This window comes from Martinezella tropici (genome assembly GCF_008370325.1).
Taxonomy (GTDB): domain Bacteria; phylum Pseudomonadota; class Alphaproteobacteria; order Rhizobiales; family Rhizobiaceae; genus Rhizobium; species Rhizobium tropici_B.
On sequence record NZ_VNIP01000008.1, the window covers coordinates 772,522 to 790,679 of the forward strand.

At 60.4% G+C, this 18,158-nt stretch carries 18 protein-coding genes; 8 read left to right on the forward strand and 10 right to left on the reverse strand.

What is annotated here, in order from left to right; translation table 11 throughout:
• Positions 1–18: 18 nt before the first annotated feature.
• The 6 genes from FP026_RS16745 to FP026_RS16770 form a co-directional block, all read right to left on the reverse strand.
• Positions 19–1,536, reverse strand: coding sequence for an HAL/PAL/TAL family ammonia-lyase (locus FP026_RS16745; protein ID WP_149635725.1), 1,518 nt, complete (start codon positions 1,534–1,536; stop codon positions 19–21).
• A gap of 290 nt (positions 1,537–1,826) precedes the next feature.
• The gene (locus tag FP026_RS16750; protein WP_015343065.1) at positions 1,827–2,573 is read right to left on the reverse strand and encodes an ATP-binding cassette domain-containing protein; all 747 of its coding nucleotides are present in this window, start codon (positions 2,571–2,573) and stop codon (positions 1,827–1,829) included.
• Positions 2,566–3,630, reverse strand: coding sequence for an ABC transporter permease subunit (locus FP026_RS16755; protein ID WP_149635726.1), 1,065 nt, complete (start codon positions 3,628–3,630; stop codon positions 2,566–2,568). The genes FP026_RS16750 and FP026_RS16755 overlap by 8 nt, the downstream gene beginning before the upstream one ends.
• A gap of 109 nt (positions 3,631–3,739) precedes the next feature.
• Positions 3,740–4,729: an ABC transporter substrate-binding protein gene (locus FP026_RS16760; RefSeq protein ID WP_149635727.1), complete on the reverse strand. Its 990-nt coding sequence runs from the start codon at positions 4,727–4,729 to the stop codon at positions 3,740–3,742.
• A gap of 228 nt (positions 4,730–4,957) precedes the next feature.
• Complete coding sequence (locus FP026_RS16765) at positions 4,958–6,385, reverse strand: ROK family protein (RefSeq protein WP_149635728.1); 1,428 nt, start codon at positions 6,383–6,385, stop codon at positions 4,958–4,960.
• Complete coding sequence (locus tag FP026_RS16770; protein WP_149635729.1) at positions 6,378–7,319, reverse strand: tagatose-bisphosphate aldolase; 942 nt, start codon at positions 7,317–7,319, stop codon at positions 6,378–6,380. Before FP026_RS16770 ends, FP026_RS16765 begins: the two co-directional genes overlap by 8 nt.
• Positions 7,320–7,548: 229 nt before the next feature.
• On the opposite strand from FP026_RS16770, the gene FP026_RS16775 reads away from it, so the two are divergent.
• Both FP026_RS16775 and FP026_RS16780 read left to right on the forward strand, forming a co-directional pair.
• On the forward strand, positions 7,549–8,469 hold the full coding sequence (locus tag FP026_RS16775; RefSeq protein ID WP_149635730.1) for a sugar-binding transcriptional regulator: 921 nt from the start codon (positions 7,549–7,551) through the stop codon (positions 8,467–8,469).
• Positions 8,469–9,131 (forward strand): HAD-IA family hydrolase, encoded by a 663-nt coding sequence (locus tag FP026_RS16780; RefSeq protein WP_149635731.1) that lies wholly within the window; start codon positions 8,469–8,471, stop codon positions 9,129–9,131. Before FP026_RS16775 ends, FP026_RS16780 begins: the two co-directional genes overlap by 1 nt.
• A gap of 17 nt (positions 9,132–9,148) precedes the next feature.
• Here FP026_RS16780 and FP026_RS16785 read toward each other — a convergent pair whose 3' ends face one another.
• The 3 genes from FP026_RS16785 to FP026_RS16795 form a co-directional block, all read right to left on the reverse strand.
• Positions 9,149–9,382: a tautomerase family protein gene (locus FP026_RS16785; protein WP_149635732.1), complete on the reverse strand. Its 234-nt coding sequence runs from the start codon at positions 9,380–9,382 to the stop codon at positions 9,149–9,151.
• A gap of 169 nt (positions 9,383–9,551) precedes the next feature.
• The gene (locus FP026_RS16790; RefSeq protein WP_149635733.1) at positions 9,552–10,793 is read right to left on the reverse strand and encodes an NAD(P)/FAD-dependent oxidoreductase; all 1,242 of its coding nucleotides are present in this window, start codon (positions 10,791–10,793) and stop codon (positions 9,552–9,554) included.
• Entirely contained in the window at positions 10,790–11,107 is a 318-nt protein-coding gene (locus tag FP026_RS16795) for a MocE family 2Fe-2S type ferredoxin (protein ID WP_149635734.1), read from the reverse strand. Before FP026_RS16795 ends, FP026_RS16790 begins: the two co-directional genes overlap by 4 nt.
• Positions 11,108–11,256: 149 nt before the next feature.
• Between FP026_RS16795 and FP026_RS16800 the strand changes: the two genes are divergently transcribed.
• Positions 11,257–11,517, forward strand: coding sequence for a hypothetical protein (locus tag FP026_RS16800; RefSeq protein WP_149635735.1), 261 nt, complete (start codon positions 11,257–11,259; stop codon positions 11,515–11,517).
• Positions 11,518–11,734: 217 nt separating this feature from the next.
• On the opposite strand, the gene FP026_RS16805 is transcribed toward FP026_RS16800, so the two are convergent.
• On the reverse strand, positions 11,735–12,766 hold the full coding sequence (locus FP026_RS16805; protein WP_149635736.1) for a sterol desaturase family protein: 1,032 nt from the start codon (positions 12,764–12,766) through the stop codon (positions 11,735–11,737).
• Between the two features lie 293 nt (positions 12,767–13,059).
• Here FP026_RS16805 and FP026_RS16810 point away from each other — a divergent pair, with 293 nt between their 5' ends.
• The 5 genes from FP026_RS16810 (at position 13,060) to FP026_RS16830 (ending at position 18,071) form a co-directional block, all read left to right on the forward strand.
• Complete coding sequence (locus tag FP026_RS16810; RefSeq protein ID WP_149635737.1) at positions 13,060–13,893, forward strand: sugar phosphate isomerase/epimerase family protein; 834 nt, start codon at positions 13,060–13,062, stop codon at positions 13,891–13,893.
• A 51-nt stretch (positions 13,894–13,944) separates the two neighbouring features.
• Positions 13,945–15,072: an S-(hydroxymethyl)glutathione dehydrogenase/class III alcohol dehydrogenase gene (locus FP026_RS16815; protein WP_149635738.1), complete on the forward strand. Its 1,128-nt coding sequence runs from the start codon at positions 13,945–13,947 to the stop codon at positions 15,070–15,072.
• A gap of 138 nt (positions 15,073–15,210) precedes the next feature.
• Positions 15,211–15,585, forward strand: a complete 375-nt coding sequence (locus FP026_RS16820) for a PsiF family protein (RefSeq protein ID WP_149635739.1) — start codon at positions 15,211–15,213, stop codon at positions 15,583–15,585.
• A 176-nt stretch (positions 15,586–15,761) separates the two neighbouring features.
• Positions 15,762–16,670, forward strand: coding sequence for a TIGR03571 family LLM class oxidoreductase (locus FP026_RS16825; protein ID WP_149635740.1), 909 nt, complete (start codon positions 15,762–15,764; stop codon positions 16,668–16,670).
• Positions 16,671–16,778: 108 nt separating this feature from the next.
• Positions 16,779–18,071, forward strand: coding sequence for a hemolysin family protein (locus FP026_RS16830; protein ID WP_149635741.1), 1,293 nt, complete (start codon positions 16,779–16,781; stop codon positions 18,069–18,071).
• The last annotated feature ends 87 nt before the right edge of the window (positions 18,072–18,158 follow it).

Genomic DNA, 18,158 nt, shown 5'->3' on the forward strand with positions numbered 1-18,158 from the left:
ACCTTGCGGCTATATCGATCAGGAAGCCGTCTCCATCAGGTCGGCGTTCTTAATGAACTCCGACAGTCTTTGAAAATCTGGTCCCTGCGCACGATCTTCCTCCAGCGGCGGAACCAGTTCGCGCACCTTGAGATAGGCGCGCAGCGTCCCGCCGCCAAGCTCGCCCACAGCGCCGCGCAGATCAACAGCCTGGGCGGATGCGACAAGCTCGATAGCGACGAGATAGCGCAGCCGCTCGATCATCGCTTCGATTTTTGTCAGGACGCTCGGCGCCATCGATGCCTGATCCTCGACGCCATCCGCAACCGGAATAGGCGCGAGCGAGACGGGCATGGCCAGATGGCGTATCTCGGCTTCGAGTGCCGAGACTGTTTTCTGCACGGTGGCAAAGCCTGTTCTACTTTGCCCGAGCGGCGTCAGGAACCGCGGCAGTTCTGACATGGCCGGTGACATGATCTTCATGGTTCGATAGGCCACCCCTGCTGCACAATGGGAGATTGCCTGGCCGAGCCGCTCCCATGCCAGAACGAAGGCCGTCATGTCGAAATTGCCATGCGACAGGATGAGCCCTTCGTCGGCCAGCACGACAGGATTGTCGCCGGAACTCGCAAGTTCGATCTCGGTTGCGGTGCGCGCCTCGCCGATCGCGTGGAGGAGGGCGCCCCATACCTGGGGAGCGCAGCGATAGCTCAACGGATCCTGCAGGCGCCGTGCCGCACCATCGACAAGAAGAGAACTTCCGGAAAGCAGCTCGCGAAGCCTTGCCGCTGCCTCGCGCTGGCCGAAGGCCGGCCTGGCCGCCAGCGCCCGGTCGTCGAAGGCAGAGACGTTCGCACGGAAGGCCTCGAAATTCAACGCAACAGCCGCAAGCGACCAATCAAACAGCCGCTCGATATCCTCGATGCAGAGGCAGGCCTTGCCGACCGAAAGACTGTTGGCAACGACAAGGACATGGCCGTCCTTCGGCGCGATCGGCAGAGGTTTCAGTCCGGCCTTCAAGAGAGCGTCCGGTGCCTGCATGATCGTGCCATCCACTTCCGCCGCGCCATCCCCTAACAGAGCCCGTGCCATATGCGCCAAAGGTGCAATATCGGCAGCGCCGATCGAACCGAGCGATGGCACGACCGGATGAAAGCCCGCATTGAGTGCCTTAACGAGGCCGGCGAAAACCGGAAGCGACACGCCGGAGCCGCCAGCCGCCATGCCGGCAACGCGGGCGGCCATCATTGCCCTCACGGATTCCAGCGGCAGCGCTGCCCCGACCCCTACGGCCCGCGCCTGTGGCACGCGCAATTGGAAGGCGATGAGGTCGTCCGTTGCAAGGCGAGTGTCGACGCCCGCGCCCAATGCTGTCGTCAAACCATAAACAGGCCGGTCGGCCGCCAGGTAGCGTTCGACGATTGCGCGGGCGGCGGCGATCTTGTCTTCGACGTTCTGTGAAATCGCGATCGTGGCGTTGTGCCGCGCGATTGCGGCGATATCGTTCGCCGTCGGAGGCGCTCCGGTGAAGGATACGATATTATCCGTCTTGCTCATTCCTGCCTGCCTCCAAGACGTGCGCTCGGTTTCCCGCGATCTTCGCCGGAATGCTCTTCCAGTCGATGTTGGTTGTCGGAATAGCAGATATCACGCATAGCACGGCACGTGGCCAGCAACAGTCATATCGATTGACGAACACCGCTATCTCGTTACGAGGCAATATTCGGCGCGGGGAAAAGCTCAAGCAGTGCCAAACGACCAATCCAAAAGTCCTTACGCACAAGGTGATAGCGACAACACATCATCGCTATCACCTTGTTTTGAATGAAGGTTGGTTCGGTGACGAATTAGCCGCCGATCATGAGCCGGACGACTTCCTCATGATTGGTATCGGCGATGTTGCGTTCGCCGGCCACAATCCCGCGCCGCAGGACGACGATGCGGTCAGAGACTGCGAAAATATCCTGCAGATTGTGCGAGATGAAGATAACGCCGCGCCCCTGCGCCTTCAGCGACTTGATGAGGGCCACGACCTTGCGCTGTTCCGGCACGCCGAGCGCCGCCGTCGGCTCATCCATGACCAGAATGCGGGCATTCCAATAAACCGCACGCCCGATCGCGACCGCCTGGCGCTGACCGCCGGAGAAATTGCTGACCGGCGCATCGAGCCGCTTCACATGGAAATCGAGCTCCGCCATCGTCTTGCGTGCTGCTTCCGCCATGGCCTTCCGGTCGAGAACCGGCAGGAAGCCGAAGAGCTTCTTCATCGGTTCGCGCCCAAGGAAGATGTTGGAGCCGATCGTCAGATTATCGGCAAGCGCCAGATCCTGGTAGATCGTCTCGATGCCTTTCTCGCGCGCATCCTGCGGCGATGAGAAGGTGACGGGCTTGCCTTCGATCAGGATTTCGCCCGCGGTGGGCGGATAGACGCCGGAGATCGCCTTGATCATCGTGGTCTTGCCCGCGCCATTATCGCCGGCAAGCGCCACGACTTCACCGGGCCGCACGACCATGGAGCAATTGTCGAGGGCACGCACCGCGCCGAAATAGCGCGAGAGATTGCGAACCTCGAGGAGGGGAGTTGCACTATTCATCCTGTTTCGCTCCGCTGAACCGGCGCTGCGCCTGGTCGATGAGCACCGAAATGATGATGACGATGCCGACGGCGATGAACTGCCAGAACGGTTCCACGTTCATGAAGACGAGGCCGTACTGGATGACGGCGATGACGAGAGCACCGGCAATGGTGCCGATGATCGTGCCGGAGCCGCCGAATAGGCTCGCGCCGCCGATGACGACGGCAGCCACGCTATCGAGCAACAGGGGTTCGCCGGCCTGGGCGGCGCCTGCGGTGAAACGAGCCGCATAGAGAGCGCCGCCCAGGCCTGCGCAAACGGCCGAGAGAATATAGAGCCGCAGCAGATGAGACTTGATGTCGATGCCGGCACGGCGCGCGGCCTGCGCATTCGCGCCGATGGCATAATTATGCTGCCCGAAGCGGGTCTGGCTCAGCAGGTAATGCATGATCACCACGAAGACCAGCGTAACGATGACGAGATAGGGCACGCCGTAGAGCCGCCCATTGCCGAGTTCGGCGAAATAGGAATTCTTGACCGGCACAGTGGTACCGCCCGCAATCAGGAAGGCCGTACCACGCGCAACGCCGAACATGCCAAGCGTGCCGATAAACGGCGGAACCTTGAGACGGGAGATCAGCAGACCGTTGATGAAGCCGGGTATGGCAGCGGCCAGCATGGCGACGAGAATACCGAATACCATCGCTATCGGCAGCGGCATGTAGAGCCCGGCGATATTGGCGATGTGCGCGGCGACGACGGCGGCAAGCCCCATGATGAAGCCGGTCGATAGATCGATGCCGCCGGAAATGATGACGAAGGTCTGTCCGATCGCCAGCAGCAGCGGCGCCACTGCGAAGACCGCGACGGACTGCCAGTTGAAGCTCGAGCCTATGAACGTGCCACCGAAATCGATCCGCGCCCAGATCTCGAAAGTCACGATAAGCCCGGCAAGAAAGAGCCATGCGCGCAATTGCGCGATGCGGTTTAGGATGGTTTTTGCTTGGTCGCCGTGGTCCGCCTGCGGCGCCACGTGGTGATCCGCCTTGCGGATCTCTGCATTGTCGATTGTCATGAACTGGTCCAAACTGAAGCGTTGAACGCGCCAAGATCACGGCGCAGTTCGCTCTATCATCGTTGGATGATGTGCCTCGCCCTTCGGCGAGGCACAGACTATCTCCGGATCAATCGGAGTAGATGAACTTCGCGACATTCTTGTCCGCGACGTTCGATTTGTCGATGACCGTGAAGCCGGTGCCGATCGCCGTCGGGATCGAATTGCCGGTCAGGTGCGCGTAGGCTGCCATCACGCCGAAATAGCCGATTTCAGCCGGGTGCTGCGCGATCGCCAGATCGACGAGGCCGGAGTTGATGTTGTCGACGATCGACGTCGGCGCATCGAAGGCGACCACGCGAATTTTACCCGTCTGGCCGGCCTGCTGCACGCCGTTGGCGGCACCAAGGGCGGAGAACAGATTGGCTCCGAAGACACCATCGAGATCGGAGTTGCGGGCAAAGACCGCCTGCAGCTGCGATGCCGCCTTGTTGGCGTCGTCGTCGTTATATTGCGTCTCCAGAACGGTGATGTTCGGATACTTCTTCATTTCCTCCTTGAAGCCTTGCTCGCGCTGATCCGTGGTCGAGATGCCGGGCTTCACGTTGGAAACGTAGACCTTGCCCTTTTCGCCGACGGCTTTCGCCAGCGCGCGTGCGGCAATCGCGCCGCCGAGCAGGTTGTCCGAAGCGATGTAGGCCAGCGGAAAATCGGCATCGCCCTTGCCGGTCTGGTAGACACCGGTGCCGATGAAGGTGTCGACGGTGATGACCGGGATGCCGGCATCCGCCGCCTTCTTGAGCGGCTGGATCAACTGATCCTTGTCGGTCGGTGCGATGAGGATCGCGTCGGGCTTCTTGGCGATCACCGCGTCAAGAACCGGAACCTGAGTCACCGGGTTGAAATCGGGGCCGCCTTGAAACACCAGCGTCGCGCCGATGGCCTTGGCCGCGGCCTCGGCGCCCTTGCGCATGGTGATGTAAAAAGCATCGGTCGTCAGGCCCGGAATAAGGGCAATCGTAAATTTCTTGTCTGCAGCTTTGGCGGTGCCGGCAACAGCCGCAACACCCGTAGCGAGCGATGCCACGGCCGAAGCCTTGAGAAATGAGCGGCGCTCCATAATTTTCCTCCTCTTGAAGCCGAACCTCCCCTGTCCGGCACAGCGATAATCAGTAGGTTACTGCGGCACGTCAAGTAATTTTTTTCTGCAAAGAATTTCTTTTATCCAATTGATATACTTAAGCAATTCGATGATGGCGGCAATATCATTATCCGCCGGGAGACATAGCGTCGCACGACGTTCAGCATTATTCCGCAGCCGAGCCGTCCATCCGGACGGCGACGGACATTATTCGCGGTCGAACACGCGCCAAACCCAAGCCAGAATCGCGTCCATGTCCGGCTCCTTGGTCTGGTCGACCGTCATCACGGCGCCGCAGCCCATCGGCTCGGCACGATCGGCAAGCGCCATCAGCTCCGGCACATAGTCGGCGCCCGGATGGCCCGGCAATCGATCCTGCAGCCGGCTGGCATAACGCTCTCCCGCAACCGATCCCGGCACCTTGCACCAAAGCTCGGCGACATCCCCGACCTTCGCAGCACTGATATAGCTTTCGAGCTGCGCTTTCGGCTGAAAACCGAACCAGGCATCGATGATGAAGGTCGAGCCGGCCGGCGCCTCGGCGATGACGGACCAGATCGCCTGGTAGCTCGCCTTTCCCAAGGTCCGGTTGAAGTCGCGATCGACAGGTCCGATATGCTGTAGGAACGGATTCTTGATGCCATCGAGGGACAGAACAGGCCAACCGGTTCTCTCAGACAAAGCCTTGGCAAGGCGGCTTTTACCGGAGGCGGGCACGCCGTTGACCAGGACGACCCGCTTTCCCTGTGCCCGCTTTTCCTGTGACGGCGCATCCACAGTGAAAGTCGACAGGCCCGCGCCGATCACTCCGGCATCGTCGGCGAGTTTCGCCGGCAATATCGCGGGGCGGAACCATGGTGCGACCGCCGGCAGGTCTGCAAGGGCACGCGCCGCGCCGCAGCCGAGCCCGCCACCAAGCAGGATGACTTCGGGATCCATCGTCGCTGCTATATTGTCGAGCGCCGCCCGCAAGGGGACTGCCCATTGGCGCAACACGCGCGCCGCCGCATCATTCCCCTCGGCTGCCATGCTGAAAATTTCCCCGATCGTCACGACGGACAATCCCGCTTCGGCGATGTGACGGCGCAATGCCGTTCCGGAACTGAAGGTCTCGACGCAGCCGCACCTGCCGCAGGGGCAGGGTGGGCCATCCTGAGATACGCAGATGTGACCGAGCTGCCCGGCGGCTCTATGCCCGTGATAAATGCGACCGGCATGGGCGAGAGCACCGCCGATACCCGTGCCGATCGTCAACATCGCAACGTTTCGATAGCCCTTGGCGCCGCCGATCCGCATTTCAGCGATCAGCGCCATGCTGCAATCATTCTCGATGCCGACAGGCTTTCCGAGGGCCGCCTCGATCCGCGGCACGAAGTCGAGGCCGGCGAGGTTGAGGATGCCGCCGGACAGGATCTCGCGGCTGGCAACATCGACCCGCCCGGGTATGCCGACGCCGATCCCCGAGACTTCGGCTCCGTCGAGTTCGCGCCCCATTGCGATGACGCGCTCCAGCACCTGCAAGGGATCGGCCGGGGTTCGTTCCGACAGTTTGGCAAGAATCTCGCCGCGAGCGGAGACGAGGGCCGCACGAATATTCGTGCCGCCAATATCGACGCCTATGGCGATGTCAGACATTGGCGCGCTGCCTTTGATCAGCGCCGTGCGAGCCCGTGCCCTTGAAGTGCGTCGCGATGACAGCCTGGATTTCGCGAAGCCTTGGCACCGCGACCGATTCCAGCCGATCTTTCGTCACCGTGCGATCGAGCGAGATGCAATCCTTCCACAGCGAGCGGCCGGCGATCACGCCGGAAGCGCCGTTGCGCATGGCATTCTCGACCTGTGTCAGGAAGGTCGCATGGTCGACGCCAGCAGAGAGCACCGCCCATGGTACGTCGCCGGCAAGACGCGTAACTTCGGCACAGGCTTCCGACGATCCCGGATAGGGGATTTTCAAAACCTTCGCGCCGAGTTCCAGGCAGATCTTGCTGCCGCCGACGATCAGGGACGGCAACTTGGCTTTATGGTCGACCTCGTCCTCATCTTCGAATTTGTAGGTCAGGAATTCGACGACAAGCAGAAGATCTTCGTGTGCGAAGTCTTCGATGCACTGTTTCAGGATCCGGATATTGTGGGCATTCGCCGCTTCCCGATCCGAGCGCAGATAGACCATGATCTTGCCGCCTGTTGCCCCCAGCTGGCGCACGCGGCGCGCCGAAATGCCAGGGACCAGCTTCGATAGACGATACCCTTCCGGCGAGGTATCCCAACCGGAAGCGTCGAGCCCGATCAGCAGCGCGGTGTCGCGCTGAAGGACGCGATCATCGACCAGTGCCGGCACGGCGCAGATCGGATCGACCAACACGCAGGATGCCTTGCTTGCCAGGAACCGGGCGATATCGGCCTTCGTGTCGCCCAGCACCTGGTCGGAGATGGCAGCCTGCTCGGCCGGATCCTTGGCCAGGAGGCTGCGCATGCCGCCGCGCTGGTCGCAGGCAATCACCATCATGGCACCGTCGCTACCACAAATCTGCTGGTACCCGCGCATCTCCGCTGTCGTCAATTTCGTCATATGATCCTTCCTCCAGCCGTTGCAAAACGGCACCCGTCCGAGCACGCCTTCTCCACTCCTCGAAGAGGGGCATGCTCTTGAAATTGAGGGCTCCCATGCGCGGTATAAACGTTGCGAAACCGGCTGTTTTGAGCGATAACTCCCTCAAGTACCGCATGCGTAACACATTACAGAAAGGAATTTCAACCTGAATTCGTCTCAATCGCAGGAGGCTGCGGCAAATCGCGCTTTGTTGCATACGGTCGCCAAATTGCACTACCAGTCCGACATGTCGCAGGTGGATATCGCCAGGAAGCTCGGCCTATCGACGGCGACGGTTTCGCGATTGCTGCAGCGAGCCCGGGCGATCGGGATCGTCCGGATCGAGGTGATCGATCTCTCGCCCGCCGAGGATCTGAGCGCTGCGCTGACCGACGGCCTGAAACTGCGCGCGGCCTCGGTAATCGATACGCCGTCGTCAAACGTGCTGAGCGCGCTCTCCGCACCGGTCGGCTCGCTTCTGCAGCAGGCGGGTCTGCGCTCCGGCTCGACGCTGGGCATCGGGTGGGGAAGGGCAGTACGCGAGGTGACATTGGCGGGCTTGCCGCAACTGCCCGGTATCGTCACGGTCGCGCTGAATGGCGGCATGCAGCAGGCAGCCCCGCACTTCCAGATCAACGAATTCGTCCGCCAGGCGGCAGCCCAGATGGGAGGCGTGCCCCACTTCCTGCATGCGCCTTATATTTCCTCGACTGAACTCCGGGACGCATTTCTGGGCGACCCTACCGTGCAGCAGGTGACCTCCCTTTGGGACAGATTGGATGCGGCGATCGTCGGCGTCGGATTGACGCATGCCTCCAACCCTTCCGAGCCGGCTTTGCCCGGCGAAAAGGCGCTGAGCCACGCGGCCGGGGACGTGCTGCGCCACTATGTCACCGAGGCTGGCGAAATCCTGCATTGGGATGGAGAGGAGGGCATGATCGCCGCTTCGCCCGAACAATTGCGCAAGGTGCCGCTCTGTATCGCAGTCGCTGCAACCCCCGGCAAGGCAAGCGGCATCATCGGAGCGGCACGATCGGGAATGATCAATGCACTGGTCACGGACGCCAATACTGCGCAGGCCATTCTCGATCGCCTGTCATCCAACCAGAAAGCCGAGGATCGATCCTGATGCCGTTCGACGGCCGCTCCTTCGGCGCCTTCCTGTTCGACATGGATGGAACCGTCCTGAATTCGATTGCGGTCGCCGAACGTGTCTGGACCGCCTGGGCGGAAAGACGCGGCGTCGACGCCGTCAGCCTGCTGGCGACCGTTCACGGCCGCAAAGCGATCGAGACGATCACCCGGCTCGGCCTTTCTGGGATTGATCCCGCCGAAGAGGTCAGCATCCTCACCCAAGCCGAAATCGATGACGTTACCGGCGTGGAGCCGATCGCGGGTGCCATCGGCTTCTTGAAAAGCCTGCCGCCGGATCGGTGGGCGATCGTCACCTCTGCGCCGCGAGAGCTGGCCAAAGTTCGCCTTCAGGCGGCCAGGCTTCCCTGGCCGCCGGTTCTGATTGCCGGAGAGGATGTGCAGAATGGCAAACCAGCACCAGATTGCTTCATTTTAGCTGCGAAGATGTTAGCGCAACCCATTGAAGATTGTCTTATTTTTGAGGATGCGCCCGCTGGCATAGAGGCAGCGGAAGCGTCAGGCGCTTCCGTGCTTGTCATCAGCGCGACCCATCGGGCGCCGCTGTTGACGCGGCATCCGAATGTCGAAAACTACGATCATCTCGCTCTGGATATCGGCTCGGGCGGCGCTTTGCGTCTATCCGGAAAGCCTCTCTGAAATACGCCCGAAATACCTCATGGAAATGGGTCATAACCGGGCTTCTTATAGATTGCGTCGGGCTTGGCTTGAATATCCGGCACATAGACGCTTTCGGTCCAATCGGCCATAGCGACATCTTCTATCGCGACGGACACCGAACCTTCATCGACGCCGAGCGTCTCGACGATAACTTTTGTCAAGCGTTCAGCCACGGTTCGCTTCTGTGTCTCGGTTCGTCCCGACACCATTTTCAGGATCAGATGGGGCATCAACATTCTCCTCTTGGGCGATGCTGCCGGTCCAACAATGCGACGACCACGTCACAGCCAGCCCGCCAGCGGCTAGAAAGAGATGTAGTGAGATCGGCCTCCGCGACTAGCGCCTAAAGACGGCAAGCACTTATGTCGCCTGCTCATGAATTGACGAAACAGCGATCTCTTACGCTGCCTTTGGCAAGAGAGACTTCAGGTTCACGTCGGCCGCCAAGGCCTCGATCGGCGGGACTACGCGTTTGGCAATCAGCATCTCGCTCAGCTTGATGTCCTTGGCAATTTTGTTGCCGGGACCGACGCCGCTTGCGGCGACCAGCCGCTGTTCCCCGTCAAGATGAAACAGGACGAAGGCGCCATCCCCAAGGTCCCTTCGAACGACCGTGCGACCCTCATCGACGAGGCCGGCGATCTGCAGTGTATGATCGTACTGGTCGGACCAGAAATAGGGAACGGCGTGATAATTGCGCGCCGCACCTTCCAGATTTGCCGCGGCGAGCATGCCCTGATCCTGAGCATTGCGCCAGGCTTCGAGACGCAGCCGGCGGCCGCCATAGAGCGGATGCGGAAATGAGCAGCAGTCGCCGGCGGCATAGATATCCGTCACCGACGTCTCCAGGCGCTCATTGACCGCAATGCCATTGTCGACCGCAATGCCGGCCTGAGCGGCAAGCTCGGTGCGAGGCTGCGCACCGATCCCGACGACCAGCACATCTGCCGAGATCAGATCTCCATCGAAAAGGGAAATATCGACACGTCGTTCATCCGCTTCGATCCCGCGAACCGCCACACCGCATTTTACGATGACGCCGTTGCGCCGATGCAGGTCGGCGATCGTTTCGGCGATTGGTTCCGGGACGCCGCGCTTGAGAATACGTTCCTGCGACTCGATGACCGTAACCTTCGCGCCACGGCTGCGCGCCGATGCGGCAACCTCGAGACCGATGAAGCCGCCGCCAAGCACAGCCACATGCATATCGGCTCGGATCCATGGGCGAAGTGCAAGCGCATCGTCGATCGTCCTCAGATAAAATATCCGTCCGCCGGTGGGCGCGTTCGGCAATCGCCGGGGTGCCGCACCCGTCGTCAGCAGCAATTTGCCGTAGGACAGCGCCCGGCCATCTGAGAGGATCAGTTGCTTCCCCAAGGTGTCTATAGCGCTTGCCGATGCGCCGCCGATATGCCGGATCGCCCGCTCGCCGAGCACGATATCGCTGAGAACGGCCGGCGCCTGCGGCCCCGCTTCGTCGAGCAGAACCTGCTTGGAAAGAGGTGGCCGCTCATAGGGGAGATGGACTTCGTCGCCGATAAGGGTGATCGTGTGCCGATAGCCGTTCTCCCGCAGGCTCAGCGCTGTGCGTGCGCCGCATTCGCCGGCACCGACGATAATAATGCCCGCATCGCCGCTCATGCGCCGATGCCGATCATGACGCGATCGCCTTCAACTTTGACAGGGTAGGTTTTCAGGTTGATGCAGACCGGCGCACCGCGGGCTTCACCGGTCTTGTAGCTGAAGCGGCCATTGTGCTTCGGACACTCGATGGTGTCGTCCATGACCAATCCGTCGGCCAGATGGATTTTCTCATGAGTGCACAGGCCGTCGGTCGCGAAATAGTCGTCGTCAGGACTGCGATAGATCGCGAAAGTTCGTCCTGCATGATCGAAGCGGACAACATCCTCCTGATCGATTTCATCGGCAGCACAGGCATCAACCCAGTTCGTCATTTCTTCCTCCTCATTGCAATCGTCGCAAGGTGCGAAAAGCATCGCCTAATTCGGAGAGCAAGTTGACGTTGCGCTTTGATTGCGCATCGTTTTTCCTCCCGGCTTGTTCCAAGCATGCGCGAAATGACCCTTCATATTCCACGCCGATCATGATCATTTTTCATCAGGGAGGAGCGGATATCGTCGGCGTCTATAATGCCGGCGGCGCCAATCTCGGCGTCGGCTCGGTGCTTCAGCGTTTTCAGGAACAACGGGGAGGCGAGTGTGTTTGGATCGCACATGCGCTCAATAATGAAACCCGCCGCTTCATCGCCTCGGGGCTGATGACGCACGTTCTCGATCAGGCGCCTGAAACGCAGGCAAGGCGCGCCCTGGATACGAGATTCTATCGCGATCCTGCCCATTCCTGACCTATACGGCGGAAAATATCGGCCCCAGTCACCGCCAAGTGACAAGGCCGGAGCCTGCGGAAGGAGGGCCTCAGGCTCCGGCATTTGCCGCCATCGACGACAAGTTAAGTTGGCGGCGGGGGAGAGCCCAAATGCGCATATGGAGCAAGCAGTTCCCTTGGCAAGTTACAGAGTTCGATAGCACTGCCGGGAAAAATCCGGCCGTCCTCCATGCGCGCTAGCTCGTGCGGGAGCGACGCGCTTGCTTCTCCGCGTATTTCTTGGCGCGCTCCATGAAGCGCTTGTTCATGCGGTCCTCGGCCTCTTTCGAGCCGTCATGGAAGGTGCCGAACCATTGGTCGAGCGGGATCACACCGTCGGCATAATTGCACTCGAAGAATTTATGATGGAGGTAGTGGTCATAGGCATGGGTATCGACCCCGGCTTCCTCGCCGATCACGATCTTGTCGAAGCCGGCGTGCCCCGGTGCAGGTGCAAGGGCGGCATGCGTCAGATGGAACAGGACATGGATCGGATTGGACGGCACGATCCAATGGATAAGAACCCCTGAGAAATACAAAAGATGCTCGACCGGATGCATGGCGAGGCCGGACCAAGGACCGGGATTGACATTGTTGTGATGCAGCTTGTGGACCGTGTGGTAGAGCGGCGGCCAGTGGATCAGGCGATGCACCAAGTAGAAGTGCAGATCGCGGAATGCCGGGATCAGCAGCATGACGATGGCGCAATAGATCGGGTGTTCGGCAAAATCGACATAGGGAATGATGCCATTCGCAAAAGCCCAGAGCGTCAGCACTTCGAAGGCCGTCCATAAGGGTACGGCGCTGGCGAAAGTCCAGATCACATTGTCGACGGTCTGGTTGCTGAAGAGGAAGGCCGAGTTATCCTTCGATGGCCACTTGCTATTATATTTGAAGCTCGTGCCCTGCTTCTTCTGCATATAGAGGCGCAGATGAAAGGCGCCGAAGAACAGGAAGACCAGCGCGGCGTTGCGCAGGAGGAGATAGGCGATCCAGCCCGGCGCCAGCGTCTTCATGGTCTCCATGGAGGGCGTCGCGTAGAGCCACAGCAGCGTTGCGACGACGGCATAGACGACATTCCAGGGCATCAGGTAGCCGGGATAGCCGAAGAACCATTTCAGAAAGGCGATCGGTTTTGCCGGCCAGATGAAAACAGGCGGATATTGCAGAAGCTTGTTGGGCTTCCAGTCGCCGCGCTTGTCGCGCGTGCCGTAGAGCGTGTCGTCCATGATGTGCCTCCCGGTGAATGAACTATGCGGTCAGTGTCAGCGGTGTCTGCTCGAAACGACAGCATTGATTTGATGAAATTTGCTCACGGTGGCAGGACGTTCGCCGGGACCGCAATCAGGGAAGGAGAGGCCTCCGAAAGTATTTTGATGAAAAACCATCACGCCGCGGCGGTCGCGGCATGCGAATACATCGGCTTTGCAATGAAACGCGCTGATGATCAAAAGCCATCACCGCGATGACTGGCAAAGGCTTCGGATTCGTGATCTGAGCAGCTCACTGGCAGGGAGAACCTATGCAAGACTTGCTCATATTCCAGTCGCTCTGGTCCATGGAGCGACGCAGCGCGCGACATCCGGAGCTTTCTCTGGAAGAGAATATCGAAAAGATCGCGGCCGCCGGCTTTAACGGCATCAGCACCCATTGGTACGACCGCAATGTCGTTTCCCGCGTCGCTGGCCTGCTCAAGCAGCATAGCTTGCAGGCGGAAGGCCAGTGCTTTCCGAAGACCGTCGACGATCTGAAGCCTGTGCTCGAGGTTGCCGCCGAACACAATGTCCATCACATCTGTCTGCAGCCTGACGTGCGGCTGCGGCGGCTGGAGGATTGCATTCCGTTGCTGGAGGGCTGGCAGCGTCTGGGGGAGGAGGCCGGCATCGACGTCTGGATCGAGACGCATCGCGACCGGATGACGACGGATCTGTTCTTCACGCTCGATCTGCTCGATCGGCTGCCGGAACTGCGACTGCTCGGCGATATCTCCCATTTCCTCGTCGGACGCGAATTCGCCTGGCCGGTATCCGACGAAAACCATGCGCTTATTCATCGGATACTGGACAGTTCCTGGGCCTTCCACGGCCGCGTCGCCTCGCGCGAACAGGTCCAGATCGAGATTTCCTTCCCGCATCACAGGCCCTGGGTCGATCTTTTCCTCGGCTGGTGGGAATATGGCTTCAAGAGCTGGCAAAAGCGCGCCGGCAAGGACGCAGCGCTCGCCTTCACCTGCGAGTTGGGGCCAAAACCCTATGCCATCACCGGAAGGGACGGCGAAGACACTACCGATCGCTGGGAAGAATCGCTGCTTATGAGGCGGGAAATACTTGATTTGTGGGCAAGGATAGCTAACTAACAAATCAAATGAAATTCTAGCTGTAGACTATTGATTTTGTAGGAGATTTCCATGGACGTTCGCGCCGCGGTAGCCGTTGCTGCCGGCAAGCCGCTTGAAGTGATGACAGTTCAGCTGGAGGGGCCGAAGGCCGGCGAGGTGCTGATCGAGGTCAAGGCGACCGGCATCTGCCACACCGATGATTTCACGCTGTCGGGTGCCGATCCGGAAGGGCTGTTCCCGGCCATCCTCGGCCATGAGGGTGCCGGCATCGTCGTCGATGTCGGGCCGGGGGTCACTTCGGTGAAGAAGGGCGATCACGTCATTCCGCTCTACACGCCCGAATGCCGCGAATGCCCGTCCTGCCTGTCGCGCAAGACCAATCTGTGCACGGCGATCCGCTCGACGCAAGGGCAAGGCCTGATGCCGGACGGCACCTCGCGCTTCTCGATCGGCAAGGACAAGATCCATCACTATATGGGCTGCTCGACCTTTGCCAATTACACGGTCTTGCCGGAGATTGCCGTCGCCAAGGTCAATCCCGACGCCCCCTTCGACAAGATCTGCTATATCGGCTGCGGCGTTACCACAGGCATCGGCGCGGTCATCAACACCGCCAAGGTGGAGATGGGGGCAACGGCGATCGTCTTCGGTCTTGGCGGCATCGGCCTTAACGTCATCCAGGGCTTGCGGCTTGCCGGTGCCGACATGATCATCGGCGTCGATCTCAACAATGACAAGAAGGAATGGGGCGAGCGCTTCGGCATGACGCATTTCGTCAATCCGAAGGAGGTCGGCGACGATATCGTGCCCTACCTCGTCAACATGACGAAGCGCGGCGCCGACCAGATCGGCGGGGCCGACTATACCTTCGACTGCACCGGCAACACCAGGGTGATGCGCCAGGCGCTCGAAGCCTCGCATCGCGGCTGGGGCAAGTCTGTGGTCATCGGCGTTGCCGGGGCCGGCCAGGAGATCTCGACGCGGCCGTTCCAGCTGGTGACGGGCCGCACCTGGATGGGCACGGCATTCGGCGGTGCGCGCGGCCGCACCGATGTGCCGAAGATCGTCGACTGGTACATGGAGGGCAAGATCGAGATCGATCCGATGATCACCCACACCATGCCGCTCGAAGACATCAACAAGGGCTTCGACCTCATGCACTCCGGAAAGAGCGTCAGGGGCGTCGTCGTCTACTGATCCGGGCCGCCCGCCGGTCGCAGATTTAGTGGCAGCCCGAGCAACGGATATGCCGATCGCCAACGTTCAAGAAAACGCCGGCCTCGCGATGAGGTCGGCGGCTTGAACATGAATGGCCTTCAGGCAAAAGGATATGCCATGACCCGCAAGCTGCTAAGCGTGACCGCCGCTGCTCTCTTCACCCTGTCCTCGGCAACCGTGGTCTTCGCGCAGACGACGACACCCGCGCCGACAACAACGACACCGGCTCCTGCCTCAACCTCGTCCACCCCCGCATCCCCTGGCGCTATGCCGTCCAAGGATGAAATCAGGACGGCGCGACAAGCCTGCCGGCAGGATGCGACAGGGCAGGGCCTCAAGGGCCAGGCTCGCAAGGACGCGGTGAACAGCTGCCTGCAGCAGAAATATCCAGTCCTGGCGAAGCGTAAGACCTGCCATGACCAGGGCACCGCCAAGGGCCTGGAAAAGAAGGCCTTGCGCGATTTCGTCAAGCAGTGCATCGCCGCAAGCTGAGCTGCCGGCACAAGCTTCAATCGAAAATGCATTTCCAAGCTGCATGGTCCGCCTCTTTGGGCGGGTTATGCCAAGCGAATGTCACACTGTCGCAAAGAGAACCCGACGCCAGCCCTTTTTCCCGATGGCAAGCCGCCTTATCTCCCTGCCAGACACAACAAGATTCAGGGCGCAACGTGCTTTTCCAAAGAGATCGGCTTTCATTCGGCATTGTCCTTCCGGCGCAGGAGAGAACCCTTGCCGACATGCGGTTCGACGATCAGCTCGATGTCGCCGCTCAAGCAGATAGATTGGGTTTCGATGCCTTGTGGGTAAGGGACGTTCCCCTCAACAGCGAAAGCTATCCCGACCCGATCGGCCATGCCGACCCGTGGGTCTTCCTCGGGGCTTTGGCGGCCTCGACATCCAGGATCGCCCTGGCAACGGGCGCGATCGTTCTGCCTCTGCGGCATCCGCTCCATATCGCCAAGGCTGCCCTTTCGGTGACATCCCTGTCGAAAGGACGGTTTATCCTCGGCCTTGGCTCCGGAGACCGACCGACTGAATACGACGTGTTCGGAGAAGATGTCGAGAACCGCAAGACGCTCTTCCAATCGCATTGGGAGCGCCTCGCCGCCGCTCTCCGTCCTGATCAGAAGATCATCGGCGCCGACGATCGCGTGCGGGAAGAATTCGCCATAAGGCCTCATTTGCAACAGCCGTCCATTCCGATGGTGGCTGTCGGATCATCGTCGCAATCACTTGAATGGATCGCCAGACATGCGGAGGCCTGGATGACCTACTACCGCCCGCTATCGGTTCAGAAAGACCGGCTGGGGCTTTGGCATAATGCCCAGACAAAGGTCGTCACCGATTTCCGCGGCTTCGGCCAATCGATGGTTTTGGATCTGCTCGACAAATCCGATGCGCCGTACGAGGAGGTCAATCTCGGCGGAAGAACCGGCAGGCGAGGGCTGATCGAGACGCTGTCGCCGATGCGCGAAGCCGGCATTCATCACGTCGCCTTCAACCTCATCGCGCAGGGCAGGTCGCTCGGCGAGGTCATGGAGGAGCTTGCCGCCGATATCCTGCCGGCCATGCGCTAGGTTCAGCGAACCGCTCTTAATGGTGGCGCCAGAGAAATCATGCCCATGGCATGCTGGCTTTTGCTGCCCCCGCCACCTATCTTTCCGATGAACCAAAAAGGGCCGGCTTTGCTTGTCGAAATTTCGATCGTTATCGTTCTCACCCTCCTTAACGGCGTGCTTGCCATGTCGGAACTGGCGATCGTCTCGTCACGGCCCGCCCGGCTGAAGGTCCTTTCAGACCAAGGCAGCCGCGGCGCTGCAATGGCGATAAGGCTTTCCGAAGAGCCGGGCCGCTTCCTGTCCACCGTACAGATCGGCATTACCCTCGTCGGCATTCTGTCCGGCGCCTTTTCGGGCGCCACCCTTGGCGCCCGGCTGTCGGGCTGGCTCGCTGCGCAGGACCTGTCGATTGCGGTTGCCGATACCATCGGCGTCGGTTCTGTTGTCGTCGCCATCACCTACCTGTCACTGATCATTGGAGAACTGGTGCCCAAGCAGGTGGCACTTCGGGCGCCTGAGGCCGTTGCCAGCAAGGTTGCGCCGGCCATGGTATTCCTTTCTCGTGCCGCAGCACCACTCGTCTGGCTTCTCGACATTTCGGGAAGGCTGGTCCTGAGCGCGCTCGGTCAATCCGGCAAGGCCGCGGACGGCGTCAGCGATGAAGAAATCAAGACGGTTCTGGCCGAAGCGCAGAGCGCCGGAGTTATCGCTACGGAAGAACAGGCGATGATCTCGAGCGTCATGCGCTTGGCCGACCGAAATGCCAGAGCGCTGATGACGCCGCGCCGCGATGTGGAGGTCATCGACATCGAAGACAATTTCGATGAAATCCGAGAGCAGCTTCGCCGCACCGAAAAGGCGCGACTGCCGTTGCGCAAGGATAGCTCCGACGAGATCGTCGGTGTGTTGACGACGCGTGATTTCTTCGATGGGCTGACCTCCGGCGGCGCTGTCGATATTCTGGCGCTGGCCAAGCAGGTGCCGATCGTTTCGGACCTTTCGAGCGCGCTTGATATCGTCAAGGCGCTGCGTCGATCCTCGTCGCATATGGTGCTGGTCTATGACGAATATGGCCACTTCGAAGGCGTCATCACATCGGGTGATATTCTCGAGGCCATTCTCGGTGCTGTGCAGGAGGAAGCCGATGCCGGCGGCGAACAGGCCATCGTCCGCCGTCATGACGGCAGCTATCTCGTGTCCGGCTGGATGCCCATCGATGAATTCGCCGATTTCATGAATTTTAAGATCGAGGACGATCGCGACTATCAGACCGTCGCAGGCTTCGTGCTGCAGGAACTGCGCCATCTTCCAGACGTGGGCGAAAGCTTCGCAAAAGATGGGTGGCGCTTCGAGGTGGTGGACCTCGACGGTCGCCGGATCGATAAGCTCCTGGTGAGCGCAGACGACGTTGCTCGCTAAGCCCGATCATTGGGGCTCTGCAGCGACTTGAAACACAGACTAGTCGGTATCCGGCGGCACGCGCTTTAGTTCCATAATGTATGTTAT